This window comes from Rhizobium sp. CG5, from assembly GCF_023701945.1.
Taxonomy (GTDB): domain Bacteria; phylum Pseudomonadota; class Alphaproteobacteria; order Rhizobiales; family Rhizobiaceae; genus Allorhizobium.
The window spans coordinates 22,688-36,602 of sequence record NZ_JABAEF010000019.1 but is presented as its reverse complement, the minus strand read 5'-3'; the positions used below and the strand labels follow the sequence as shown (position 1 = coordinate 36,602).

Sequence of the window (13,915 nt, the reverse complement as noted above, 5' to 3'; positions counted from 1 at the left end):
GAACAAGATGGCGGCAATGGAACAGCCCCAGGTGTCCCGCAGAGGGGTCTGGGGCTGGATGTTTTTCGACTGGGCGGCGCAGCCGTTCTTTACCGTGGTCACGACCTTTATCTTCGGGCCTTACTTCGTCTCGCGGATGACCGATGATCCGATTTCCGCCCAGGCGACGTGGAGCAATATCGCCACGATCTCGTCTGTCATCATTGCCATCCTGGCGCCGATCCTGGGTTCGATCGCCGACGAAAGTGGGCCACGCAAGCCATGGATCGCCTTTTTTGCGGCGATCAAGATCATCAGCCTGTGCCTGCTGTGGACAGCGGTGCCGGGTTCGGCGGTCATCTATCCGGCGATCTTCGTCATCCTCGCTTCGATCTCGGCGGAGTTTTCGATCGTCTTCAACGATTCGATGATGACCCGGCTCGTCAATCGCGACAATGTCGGCCGTGTCTCCAACATTGCCTGGGGGCTGGGCTACCTCGGCGGCATGATCGTGCTGATCTCGGTTGTGCTGTTTCTGGCCGCAAGCCCGGAGACGGGGCGAACGGTGCTCGGCATCACCCCCCTGTTCGGGCTCGATCCGGCAGCGGGTGAAGATGCCCGCATCACCGGGCCGATCTCGGCGCTGTGGTATCTGGTCTTCATCCTGCCGATGTTCCTGTTCACGCCCGATATGGGGGCGGGAAAACCGTTGGTTGCGGCGGTGCGTTCGGGTCTCAGGGAAATCGGCCAGACGATTGTCGGGCTGAAAGACCGGCCCGGCATCCTGCGGTTTCTGGTGAGCCGGATGATCTACCAGGACGGCGTCAATGGCCTTTTGATCCTCGGCGGGGTGTTTGCCGCGGCGATGTTCGGCTGGTCGACCATGGAAATCGGCATTTACGGGATCATTCTCAATGTCGTGGCCATTGTCGGATGCCTTGCGGCCGGATCGGTGGATCGGCGGCTCGGTTCGAAGATCACCGTGCTGATCAGCCTCTTTTTACTGTTGGTCGCGACATTCGGCATCGTCTCGACCGGGCCGGGCTTTACGCTGTTCGGGCTGGTTGGCCTGCCGATGGCCGATTCTGGCGGCATTTTCGGCACGGCTGCCGAGAAGGTCTATATCCTCTACGGACTGCTGGTCGGTATTGCCTTTGGTCCGGTGCAGGCTTCGTCGCGCTCCTATCTGGCGCGCAGCGTCAGCGTCGAGGAGGCGGGCCGCTATTTCGGGCTCTACTCCCTGTCGGGTCGCGCCACGAGCTTCATGGCGACCTTGAGTTTTTCGTTGATCACCTATTGGACGGGGTCGGCCCGGGCCGGAATGGCGAGCCTCGTTGTGTTCCTGGCCGTCGGCCTCGTGATGCTGCTGAGGACACCCTATCCGGCGTCTGCGCCATTGGCGAAGCGCACGGCATAACTGGCGCGACGGGGGAGCTTCGCGCGATCTGCTAAAAATGGAAGAGCCACCCGGTAAAGGGTGGCTCTTCTGGTCTTTACAGGGTGATGCTGAAGCCCTCGGGCTTTGCCTTGAGCGTCTTGCCATTGACGGTCACCGCGTAGCCTTCGGCCTTGCGGGTGACCTGGATCTGGTAGGTCTTGTCCAGGACGGTCAGTTCCGCCTCGAAGCCGGTCCACTCGGACGGAAGGGCGGGCGACAGGAGGAGGGACTTGCCCTGCCTGCGGATGCCCAGGATACCCTCCAGCGCGAAACGGTACAGCCAACCGGCCGATCCCGTATACCACGACCATCCGCCACGGCCGGCATAGGCATCGCCGCCATAGACGTCCGCCGTCACGATATAGGGCTCGACCCGGTATTGGTCGGCGGCGTCGCGGTTAAGGGCATGGTTGACCGGGTTCAGCATGGAAAACACCTTCCAGGCATCGTCCGGCCGATCCAGCTTGGCAAAGGCGAGGCCCGCCCAGATGGCCGCATGGGTATACTGGCCGCCATTTTCGCGCACGCCGGGCGGATAGGACTTGATATAGCCCGGATCCTGGCTGCTCTTCTCAAATGGCGGCGTGAAGAGACGCACGATGCCTTTTTCTTCGTCCACCAGATTGGCCAGAACGGCGCTCATGGCCGACTGCGCTCTGTCAGGGTTGGCCTGCGAGGAGAGCACGGCCCAGGATTGGGCGATCGAATCGATCCTGCATTCCTCCGACGTCGCCGAGCCGAGTGGTGAGCCGTCGTCGAAATAGCCGCGGCGATAGTATTCGCCGTCCCATCCCGCCGTTTCCAGCGCATCCTTCAGGACCGTCAGATGGGCGCTCCACCGGTCGATCCGGGCGCGATCGCCCCGCTCCAGGGCATGGGCCATGAAGGTGTTCAGGGCACTGGCTAGGAACCAGCCGAGCCAGACGCTTTCGCCACGGCCTTCGATGCCGACGCGGTTCATGCCGTCGTTCCAGTCGCCGCCCAGGATGAGCGGCAGGCCATTAATGCCGGTTCGCGATACGGCAAGGTCCAGCGCACGCGCCGCATGCTCGTAAAGCGGCGCGCTTTCGGTCGAGACGGTCGGCTGGAAGAAGGAATCGTGCTGGCCGGCAGCCAGCTGCGGGCCTTCGATAAAGGCGATCGCTTCCTTGAGAATGGCCTTGTCGCCGGTCGCGTTGATGTAGCTGTCGACCGCATAGGCCAGCCAGACGACGTCATCCGAAATCGTGCTGCGGATACCGGCGCCGGTCTGCGGCAGCCACCAGTGCAGCACATCGCCTTCCGGGAACTGCCGGGCGGCAGCGTTCAGGATCTGCCGACGGGCCAGCGCAGGCTCGAACAGCAGGAAGGCCAGGCTGTCCTGCAACTGATCGCGGAAGCCGAAGGCGCCGCTGGCCTGGTAGAAGCCGGCACGGGCGCGGATCCGGCAGCCGAGCGTCTGGTAGGGCAGCCAGTTGTTGACGAGGTGATCGAAGGCCTTGTCGGCCGTCTTGACCTTCAGGTGGCCGGAGAAGCCCGTCCAGAACGTCTTGGTCTCCTCAAGCGACCCGGCGAAGCCTTTCGCACGGCTCGCGGTGATCAGGTCGCGGGCAGCCTGGACATCGGTTGTGTCGCCGAGGATGAAGCAGATTTCGCGCTCCTCGCCGGCGGACAGTTCGAGATCGTAGGCAAGAGCTGCGCACGGATCTCCCTCCGTCTCCACGCTGTTGGAGAGCGGCGACGCCTTGGCAACGGACTGAGGCAGCTGGACGGTGCCGTTGCGACCGACGAATTCGCGCCGGCTGGCGGTGAAGCCGCTGGCCGGCAGGTCGGCCGTCAGGAAGGCGATCCTGCCGGAATAGTCGATGCTATAGGGATTGGTTGCAAACAGCGCCCCGGTTTCCTCATCCTTCGAGGCCAGCACGAACGGTGCCGTTTTCTGCGGATTGTTGCCGAGCACCCATTCGACATAGCCGTAGACCCGCAGGCGGCGTGCCTGGTTACTCGAGTTGCGGATGATGAGCCTTGAGAGCTTCACCGGTTCTCTGGCATCGACGGTCTGCATGACCTCCAGCTCCAGACCGCGATTGTCGCTTCTGAAAACGGAGTAACCAAGGCCATGGCGGCTTTCGAAACGGCTGTCCTCACGACGGCCGATCGCGGCAAAGGGCGAATAGACGGCGCCGTCATCGAGATCGGCGACATAGATGGCTTCGCCCGGTCGATTGCTGACCGGATCATTGCTCCAGGGGGTCAGCTGGTAATCGCGGGAATTGCGGCTCCAGCTGAAACCGGCGCCTTCGGCCGAGACGTGGAAGCCGAAATGCTCGTTGGAGATGACGTTGATCCATGGCTGCGGCGTGGTTTGGCCGGCAGCCAGCCGGACAACATATTCCGAACCGTCTGGCGTGAAACCGCCGTAACCGTTCCAGAAATCGAGGCCCGAACCGAGGTCTTCCACGGGTGCTGCGGGGGCGGACAGGGCGAGGGTGGGGGGCAGACCCTGCCATTCCATGTCCATGCCGTCCGGCACGCGCGGCGAGGCGAACAGCGAGGTTGCCCGGTTGACCTGGTCGACGATCTTGCCGTTGCGGGCATGGAAGACAACGCGGGCGGCGGCCAGCAGGGCCTGCCAGGTGCTTTCTTCCATCAGATCGCGCCGGACCGCGAAGACGTGCTGCTGGGCGCCATCGCCCTGATGCAGGCGCAGGTTCTCGCACAGGTGCTCCAGGGCATGCTGCATGTCCTGGGCATAGGAGGTGGCCCGTTCGTTGACGATCACCAGATCGGCGATCACGCCACGCTTGTGCAGATATTCCTGAGCGCTCAGCGCTTCGCGGACGACCTCGATGTCCATGTCGTCATTGATGCGCAGGGCAAAGATCGGATGATCGCCCGATATCGCCAGCGGCCAGAGGGCCGATTGCGAGGCAAGGCCGCCCTTTACCGTCTCCGGATCGGCGCGCAGATGGGTATCGGGATAGACGAGGTAACGGGCCAGGTGCTGGAAGGCTGCGGCCTGTTGCGACGTGATGCCGATATGGCGCATTTCGACCTGGGCCCGTGTCCAGGCATGAATGAGCTCATGGCTGAACGTGTCGGGGTGGCGGTAACGCTCGATTGCCTGGTCGACTTCCTCGCGGTTCGGTGCCGCGATCGTCCAGAAGACGAGGCTGACCTTCTTGCCGGAGGGAACGCGCACGGTGCGCCGCAGGCTGAGGATCGGATCGAGCGTGAAACCATCGGTGCCCGACAGGGTCGCGCCGGGATCGAAGGCGGCGGCATCGGCGAGCGTGCGGCCGTGGCCGATGAAGCGGTTGCGGTCCGTCTCGAATTCGGTCGAGCGGCCGAGCCCGGCATTGTCGGAGACCAGATGGGCGACGCCGACATCGGGATCGGATGGGCTGCGTTTGTTGCGCTCAACGCGGATCACATCGCCGCGGCGGCCAAGTTCCGTCTTGACGAACATGCGCGAGAACAGCGGATGGGCATTGTCGGCATCGTCTGCTGCCAGCACTGGCTCCAGGTAGGAGGTCACCTCGATGAAGCGGTCCTCCGCCCCGGTGTTGAGGAGGGTGACGCGCCGGCCTTCGGCATCGTGCTCGGTGGCGACGATGCATTCGACGTTGCTGGTGATATCGCCAACGGTCTTGTAGAATTCGGCCTTGTCGTCGCCGAAGATCGACTTGCACTTCTCGTCTTCCGCCCGGCGCGGCGTCGCGGTCGTCGACCACCATTGGCCGCTTGTGGTGTCCCGCAGGAAGATGAAGGTGCCCCAGCGGTCCTCGGTCGGATCCGCCTTCCAGCGCGCCACCGACAAACCATTCCAGCGGGAGAAGCCGGAACCGGTGGCCGTCAGCATCACCGAGTAGTGGCCGTTCGACAAAAGCACGACTTCGCGGTCCTTGGCGGCCGGGTCGGTGACGGTGCGGATTTCCGGGCGCAGCAGGTCGGACTGGCCCTTACCCGGGGTCTGCGGCTCGTATTTGGCGCTCATGACAGGAATTTCGCGCGGTGCCTTTTCCTGCAGCAACAGTTCGGCAGCCTCGATCACCGGATCGGAATGGAAGAGTTCGCGCAAGAGGCCGTTGAAGGCGACGTTGGCAACGGCTGCAATCGACATGCCGTGATGGTGGGCATAATAATTGTAGACCACCGCGCAGGTCTTGCCATCGGGTAGGCGGGTCGGCGTGAAGTCGACCGCGTCGTGGAAACCGTAGGCGCCGAGCGCGCCGAGCTTGCGCAACCGCTCCAGGTTCTCCAGGGCCGCCTTCGGATCGTATTGGCTGGCCAGGATCGAGGCATAGGGAGCGACGACGGCATTCTGGCCGAGGCCGCGCTTCAGGCCCAGCGTCGGCACGCCGAAATTGGTATACTGATACGCCAGCTGATGGTCGCGGGCATTGAAGGCCGCTTCCGAAATCCCCCAGGGAATGTTCAGGCGCTTGCCGTGGCTGATCTGTTCCTTGACCACGAGATTGTTGGTCTGATTCAGAATGCCACCCTGGCGCTCCTGCATGACCAGCGGCGGCATCAGATATTCGAACATCGATCCCGACCAGGAGATCAGCGCGGCACGCGATCCGACCGGCACGACCTGGCGGCCGAGCCTGTACCAGTGTTCCGTCGGCAGGTCGCCCTTGGCAATCGCGAAAAGGCTGGTCAGACGGGATTCGGAGGCCAGAAGGTCGTAGCAGGCTTCATCCAGTTCGCGGCTTTCGACCCGGTAGCCGATCGACAGAAGACGCCGTTCCGGACGGAACAGGAAGGCGAAATCCATCGAGAAGGCGATGTCGCGGGTCCGGTCGCGCAGATGGGCAAGCCGCTGGCGCAGGGGCTCAATATTGGACAGATCGAAGGCGGTGTCGGAGATATGCGCCTCGCAGACATTGACCAGCGATTCCGTCCAGCGGATGATCTCGCCGCTCTGCTCGGTGCGCACTTCATGGTGCAGGTTGGCGGCGAGCTTCTGGATGTCGCGGGCCAGCACCGCCAGATTGATGACGCGGATCGAGGCGAATTCGTGCTCGCGCTTGACGGCGGCCAGCGCGTTGTTGAAGCCGACGATCCGCTCATGCAGGCGGCGGCGCAGCGGCCGCACGGTCTTGCGGTCGTCGGGCAGTTCGCGCAGGGCTTCGATCAGGATGCCGCCGACATCGCCGATGCCGTCGAGATTGCCCTGAAGGTGGGCAGACGGTGCTTCGGCCCACTCGCGGCAGGCCGACGAGACGGCGATCAGGTGACCGGCGAGGTTGCCGCTGTCCACCGCCGACACATAGCGAGGCCCGAGCGTCTTCAGGCTGTCGGTGTGATACCAATTGTAGAGATGGCCACGGAACTTATCCATCCGCTCGACAGTCGCCACGGTCTGCTCCAGCCGCTCGAGCGTCTGCTCAAAGCTCAGCCAGCCGAAATGCCGGGCGGAGACGACGGAGAGGAGATAGACGCCGATATTGGTGGGCGAGGTTCGCCGTGCCACGACCGGTTCCGGCGTTTCCTGGAAATTGTCCGGCGGCAGAAAGTTCTCGCCGGCCGTGACGAAGGTTTCGAAATAGCGCCAGGTCCGCCGGGCGATGCGCCGCAGTTCGATGGACGTCTCTTCGGGAACGACGAGACGGTCTTCGGTTTCGGCCGACTGGCTGACATACCAGGCGATCAGAGGTGACGCGAGCCAGAGGAGGGCAAAGGGGATGCCGACAAGGGCGCCGTAGCCGACCTGGCCGTAGGCGAGTGCCAGGGCCACGAGCGCCATGAGCGGCGCATGGCGCATCGACTTGTAGTAGGTGGCAATGGAGCCCTGGGCGGAGGACTGAACGCTGGCCGCAGTCTTCCATTCGAGCAGCAGGCGGCGGCTGAAGGCGAGGCGATAGATCGACCGGACAATGGCATCGGCCATCACGCAGGCCGTATCGGCAATGAAGACGATGCGAAGGGCGACCTGCGCATTGGCGGCGCGCATTTCAGACCACAGGGAATGGAAATGGGCGCTGGGCACGATATCGCTTGTGCGCGGGATCACGCCGGACAGCAGCGACAGGGTGGGCGCGACAAACAGGCAGAAGATCAGCAGGAGCTGCCAGATCACGGCTCCGGTGGGGCTCATCGCGTACCAGCCGATCAGCGAGGCTAGCAGCCAGGCAATCGGGGTCAGCGAGCGGCGCAGGTTGTCAAACATCTTCCAGCGGCCGAGCGCCGTGATGCCACGACTCGGATCGAAGATATAGGGCAGCAGCTGCCAATCGCCTCGAGCCCAGCGATGCTGGCGCGAAATCTCGACTTCATAGCGGGTCGGGAAATCCTCGACCAGTTCGACATCGGTGACCAGTGCGCATCGGGCCAGGGAGCCTTCGAGAAGGTCGTGACTGAGAACGGTATTCTCGTCGATACGACCCTTGAGGGCGGTTTCGAAGGCATCGACGTGATAGAGACCTTTGCCGGTAAAGCTGCCTTCGCCTGTTATGTCCTGGTAGACGTCGGAAACGGTGAAGACATAAGGGTCGACGCCGCGATTGATGGAAAAGACCCGCTGGAAGACCGAGGCGTCCTCGCCGGTGGTCAGCGATGGCGTGACGCGCGGCTGCAACAGGCCATAACCGCTGACGACCCTGCCGGTTTTCGGATCGGCGACGGGACGGTTGATCGGGTGGTGCAGCTTGCCGACCAGCTTGGTCACCGCATCGCGCATCAGGCGCGTGTCGGCGTCCAGGGTCATCACATATTGCACGCCTTCCGGCACGACATTGGCACCCGGCAGGTAGGACGTGTCGCGATCGCCGCGCAACAGCATGTTCAGTTCGTGCAGCTTGCCGCGTTTGCGTTCCCAGCCCATCCAAACGCCTTCAGAGGGATTGAATTGCCGGCGGCGATGCAGAATATAAAAGCGGGTCTTGCCGTCCTGAGCATAGCGGGCGCTGAGCGTGGCAATCTCGCGCTTGGCATAGGCCAGCACTTCCAGCTCATCCGGGCTTTCTTCGATCTTGCTGTCCGGCCAGTCGCTGAGCAGCGCGAAATAGATCTCGCCGCGCGGATTGGTCAGATAATGGACCTCAAGATTGCGGATCAGTTCGTCGACATGGTCACGATTGGAAATCAGGCAGGGGACGGCGACCAGGGTCCGCGCGTCCTCCGGAATACCTTCCTTGAATTCGTAGCCGACGAGGCGGGCCGGCTTGAGCACAAAGGTCACCAGCGTGTTGAACAGGCCGGTGGCACCTTCCGATGCGGGAAGAGAAAACAGCACAAGCAGGATGACGACGATCGGCAGCGACAGCTCGGCATCGATCAGATACCAGCCCACCAGCGCCAGCGCCAGCGCTGTCAGGCACATCACAGGAACCGCGATGGCCAGCCAATTGAGGTGACGGATGATCCGCACCATATATTGGACCAGCGGCGGGCGGTAGTCGATTGCCGTTTCCAGTTTCTTGCGGTGCATGCCGACGAGAAGATTGCCGACATTTGCCGGCACGGACGGATCGTCCAGCCCTTCGGACGCTTGCGAGGTCATGTCGATTGCGGTCTGGGCAATCTCCAGTTCGCTCATGTCGGAGCGTCGGGCCAGGCGTTCGATCGTGTTGCGGTAGGTATTGCGCGAGCCGAAGTCGAGTTCGTTGTAGTCGCTGTGCTGGCGAAGGATCTTGTCGACGTGACTGACCTCCTCGACCCAGACCGCCCATTCCGTATCGTCGATTTCCCGCAGGCTTTTGACGATATTGCCCATCGTCACATTGCCGGATGACAGGCGATTGTGCTCGGCGGTCATTGCCTCTTCGACATTACGCCCGGATTTTTCCAGATGGTCTTCAAGCCAGGACACGGCGAAGCTGGAGGTCTGCGAGCCGTTGCGCAAGCGGTAGAGGAACTGGGTGGCAAAGGTATTGTCATCGGCCATAGGCTCGATCTGCTTCAAAAACTCCGCGCAGGTCAGCGGGTCGTTGAGGCGGATCACCTCGTCGGCTGCCTCATTGGCCTTGCGACGCATGCGGCGCGAGCGTTCGACGCGGGTGGAGATCCGACGCAGATTCTCGATGAGGACAAAACGGATGATCGACGGCAGCGCCCAGAGTTCGCCGATTTCGAGCGGGTAGGTGGCCTGGTAACCTTCGACCAGTGCCGTCAGGCTTTCCTGCGACACCGTGCTGTGGGTGTGGGCAACATAGATCCAGGCGAGCGCCATGGTCCGCGGAATGACGGACTTGCCGATCTCGACCGTCGGCAGCTGGCGATAAAACCGACGGGGGAAGTCACGGCGGACCTCCTGAATGGCTTCCTCGATGACGTAGTGGTTGTCGAGAAGCCATTCGGCGGCCGGCGTGATGGTTGCACCGGTCTCGACATCGGCGGCTGTCGAGCGATAGACGCGCAGGATCTCCCTCTCGTTCTCCTTGTGCCTTGCAAAGAAGTTGAACTCAAAGAACCCCGGCAGGTCATCGCTGCCGTGGATGGCCAGATCGGAGCCCTGAACCTTGAGTTCTTCTATGGAGAGATAGGCGGCGCGGATCGAATCATTGTGATCGATTGTTTTTGTTTCCGGGTCGCGCGGCGCAGCAGACGGCGTCATAAGAAGGGACATGTTCTCGGATTCTGTAACCAGCCAGAGTGAAAATGAGTGTCGCTTGGACTTGTTCCTGTCTCGGCCCTTGCTCGGTGCAGAAACGGTTTCCATCTATCAAATGTGACATGAGAAAACCAGCAATGGGCAAGAGCGCCGATAGAGAAACGGTCCATGCGGGGATCGTGGAGAGCCATGGCGGTGAAAATCGTCTTTTTTATGCCGATTTTCAAAGCACTAGCCGCAAAGTCGCGTGTTTGATCTAGCCAATTCACCGGGAATTGCAAAGCACTTCCGCAGCGATTGCTTGCAGCTTGTTCCTCCGTCGCTCCCGCCAGCCATATAAGCAGAATAGTTTGCACTCGTCATCTCATCCTGCGTCCGGGCGATCCGGATAGCAGATGACGGAGAGAAAGCGGATCGGCAGGCTGACCAGAACCTCCGGGCCGTGCCGCGCATCGGCGTCGAAGAACAGGCTGTCGCCTGGGCCCATCGGGTAAAGCTTGTCGCCGTGGCGGTATTTTACTTCGCCCTCCAGCATATAGATGAATTCCATACCTTCGTGCTGAAAGGTCGGAAAGGTGTCGGAATCGGCGGTCAGGGTAATCAGATAAGGCTCGACCTGAACACCACTGGCGCTGTTGCCGATATGGCCGAGCAGGCTGTATTGATGGCCGGCCCGCGTGCCGCGGCGCTCGATCTCCAGCCCTTCGCCGGCCTTGACGAAAACCGCATTGCGGACCTCTTCGAAGCGGCGGAAAAAGGCGGTGACCGGCACGCCGAGCGCCCGGGCCAGCGATTGCAGGGTGGTCAGCGATGGCGAGGTATTGCCGTTCTCGATCTTGGACAGCATGCCGAGCGATATGCCGGTGGCGGATGCCAGATCGGCGCCGGTAATGCCGAGTTTCTTGCGGAATGCACGGACTTCGTGGCCGATGGCGATTTCGAGATTGTTTTCCTTCGGATCGCGCAGCGCATGCGGGTCCTGGCGAAGGGCTGCCTTGGCCCTGGCTGCAGGCGATGCCGTCTTCAAGGGGTCGCCATCCGATTTCACACGCGCCATCAAGGGTCCCCAAGGCTTCCAACCATCTCAGGAAAACCCGTAGTCCATCCAGCCGGCGGAATCCATCGTCTCCTGCGTCGAAACCGCTGTTTACGCTGTTGCGCCGAGCGTATTGCGCTCATGGATCTCGATCAGGGCAGGGCCTGGCTGTTGTGCTGCCCAGCGCAGGGCTTCAGGCAATTCGCTTATGTTGGCCAGGCGGCATGCCGGCACGCCATAGGCCCTGGCGATCATCGGGAAGTCCGGGGCAGACGGTGTAACGCCCTCGGGCTCGATGCCGCATTCCAGCATATGGTTCTTGATCTCCTCGTAGCCGTCGTTGTTCCAGACCAGGAAGATCACCTTGGCAGCGATATCTCGCGCCGAGCCAATCTCCGCCAAAGAGAACTGCAGGCCGCCATCGCCGGCCAGGCAGACGATGGGTGTCTGGGGTTCGGCGACGCTGGCGCCGATGGCGGCCGGCGGTCCGTAGCCGAGCGCGCCATAGCCGGTGGCGGCATTGAACCAGCCGCGCATTCGGCCTGCCTCGTAATAAAGATTGCCGGAGTAGACGGCCTGGGTGGAATCGCCGACGATGATACAGCCGGGCAGGGTATCGCGGATCGTTTCCAGGATCGAGATCTCGCAGCGCATCTTGTCGGAGAGTTCACCGACCGCTGCAGACCGGGTCGCCTCGGCGCGGCGCTCGCCGTGGTTCTCGGCCTTGGGGCCGTTGATGTCGGTCAGGAGATCATCGACGAAATTGTTGACGGTGGACAGCACCGAGACCGCCGCGGCAGGCCCGCGCGCCAGCTGTGCCGCATCGACATCGACGCGGATCAGATTTCGAAGTTCCGGAAAGCCACCATCGGCATACATGTCGTAATCGGTCTGGCCCATTTGCGTGCCGAGCGCCAGCACGAGATCCGCGTCGGCAATCAGGCGCCGGACGGAAGTCAGGCTCGGGCTTGCCGGCACCGAGAGCTTATGACCATAGAAAAGGCCGCGGGCGTTGACGGTGGTGACCAGCGGCGCATCCAGTCGTTCGGCCAGGAGTTCGATACCTGGGGCTGCGGATAAGGCGCCACCGCCGGCGATGATCACGGCCTGTTCGGCCTTCCGGCAGCGCTCGGCGACATCGAGCACGGTTGCCACGTCTGCCCGTGGCCTCGGGATTGAGCCTGTGACTATCTCACCAAGCTCGATCGGTGCTGCCATCACGTCCGTTGGAATTTCGATATGCACCGGGCCCGGTCGCCCGGCCTGCATCAAGAGGAAAGCCCGATCGATGACGTCGGGCAGGTCCTTCGGGTCCATCAGGGTGTGGGACATCAGCGCGAGCGAGGCGATCATGGCCCGCTGGTCGGGCAATTCGTGCAGGCGGCCGCGGCCATGGCCGAGCGTGGCGCGGGCATTGACGCCCGAGATCACCAGCATCGGAATCGAATCCTGGTAGGCCTGCGCCATGGCGGTAATCGTGTTGGTGAGGCCGGGGCCGGTAATCACCAGGCAGACGCCGGGTTTGCCGCTGACGCGGGCATAGCCGTCGGCCATGAAGCCGGCACCTTGTTCGTGGCGCGGTGTGACGTGGCGGATCGTCGATCCGGCAAGGCCGCGATAGAGTTCGACGGTGTGGACACCGGGAATGCCGAAGACGACCTCGACGCCATAGGCCTCGAGCAGCGTGATCAGGGCCTCTCCGACCGTTTTTGCCGGCACGGTCGTCATGCACGCTTTCTCCCCGGGTTCACGAAGTCTCCTGCCAGCTCGTTCATGCGCTGCGCTGCCGTCTCCAGCCGATCGTCGGCCACGGTCAGGGAGATTCGGATAAAGGTTTCCGCCTGCGCGCCAAACGAGGAGCCGGGCATGACCGCGACGTGTTTTTCCAGCAGCAGCCGTCTGGAAAATGCCGCTCCCGTCAGGCCGGTTGCCGAGACGTCGACGACGATGAACATGCCGCCTTCCGGCATCATCGGGGTCAGGATGCCTGCCTCGTTCAGCATGGTATCAACCAGTCTGGCCCGGCGGGCATAATTGCCGCGCATGATGGTGGATGTTTCAAAGGGCTCGGTCAGCGCCATGGCGGTCATGTCGGCGATGAAGGGCTGGACGCCGAACAGCATGGTTTCGGAGACCGGCAGCAGCCGGTCGCAGAACTCCTGCGGGCCGACAGCCCAGCCGCTGCGGAAGCCGGGTGCGGCATGGGACTTGGAGATCGAGGACACGACGATGGTGCGCTCGGCGAGCTCCGGGTTGTCGAAGGGCGAGGCAAAATCGAGATCGAAGATCAGTTGCTCATAGACTTCGTCGCAGACGATCCACAGGTCATGCTCGATGCAGACCTGACCGATCTCGGCAATTTCTTCAGCCGACAGCACGGCGCCGGTCGGATTGTGCGGATTGTTGAGCAGCAGCACGCGGGACTTGTCCGTCACGGCCTTTGCCAGATCCGTGGCCTGCATGTGAAATCGCTTCTGAGGATGCAGCGGCACCGGGATCATCTCGGCGCCCGTTGCGGCAATGACGCCCTCGTAGGTGGCGTAGTGGGGATCGCCGACCAGCACCCCTTCGCCCTGTTCGACCAGACCCAGCATCACGGCGAAGAGGGCGGTCTGGGTGCCTGGAAAGCAAAGGACGTTGCGCTCGGTCACGTCGGCGCGACGTTTTGCATATTTGCCGACCAGAGCCCGAACCACGGACTGTTCGCCCCGGCCGTTCGAATAGCGCGTCCGTCCGGCATTCATCGCCCGGCTGCATTCGGCCAGAAGTGCCGGATCCGGCATGACATCGGGTTCGCCGATCGTCAGTTCGATCACGGGAATGCCCTGTGCGGCCATGGCGCGCGCCTCGATATGGGTGGCCCATTTGCCGGAGCCGAGATGGGCGAGGCGTTCGGTGATGGAGGCGTAGCGCATGGCGATCCCGT

Annotated in this window: 5 protein-coding genes; 1 reads left to right on the top strand and 4 read right to left on the bottom strand. The window is 62.6% G+C overall.

Translation table 11 applies throughout. The annotated features are described in order from the left end of the window. Positions 1 to 7: 7 nt before the first annotated feature. Positions 8 to 1,396 carry an MFS transporter gene (locus HGO38_RS24660; RefSeq protein ID WP_250958554.1) on the top strand — a complete coding sequence of 463 codons (1,389 nt, stop codon included), beginning with the start codon at positions 8 to 10 and terminating at the stop codon, positions 1,394 to 1,396. Between the two features lie 76 nt (positions 1,397 to 1,472). Here the strand turns inward: HGO38_RS24660 and HGO38_RS24655 are convergent, their stop codons facing one another. The 4 genes from HGO38_RS24655 to HGO38_RS24640 all read right to left on the bottom strand — a co-directional run bounded on the left by HGO38_RS24655 (position 1,473) and on the right by HGO38_RS24640 (position 13,904). Then, positions 1,473 to 9,968 carry a glycoside hydrolase family 94 protein gene (locus HGO38_RS24655; RefSeq protein WP_250958475.1) on the bottom strand — a complete coding sequence of 2,832 codons (8,496 nt, stop codon included), beginning with the start codon at positions 9,966 to 9,968 and terminating at the stop codon, positions 1,473 to 1,475. Positions 9,969 to 10,317: 349 nt separating this feature from the next. Beyond that, positions 10,318 to 11,010, bottom strand: a complete 693-nt coding sequence (locus HGO38_RS24650) for a helix-turn-helix domain-containing protein (protein ID WP_250958474.1) — start codon at positions 11,008 to 11,010, stop codon at positions 10,318 to 10,320. 90 nt (positions 11,011 to 11,100) lie between these two features. Beyond that, positions 11,101 to 12,717 carry a 5-guanidino-2-oxopentanoate decarboxylase gene (locus HGO38_RS24645; RefSeq protein WP_250958473.1) on the bottom strand — a complete coding sequence of 539 codons (1,617 nt, stop codon included), beginning with the start codon at positions 12,715 to 12,717 and terminating at the stop codon, positions 11,101 to 11,103. Next, positions 12,714 to 13,904 carry a pyridoxal phosphate-dependent aminotransferase gene (locus HGO38_RS24640; protein WP_250958472.1) on the bottom strand — a complete coding sequence of 397 codons (1,191 nt, stop codon included), beginning with the start codon at positions 13,902 to 13,904 and terminating at the stop codon, positions 12,714 to 12,716. The genes HGO38_RS24645 and HGO38_RS24640 overlap by 4 nt, the downstream gene beginning before the upstream one ends. Positions 13,905 to 13,915: the final 11 nt, after the last annotated feature.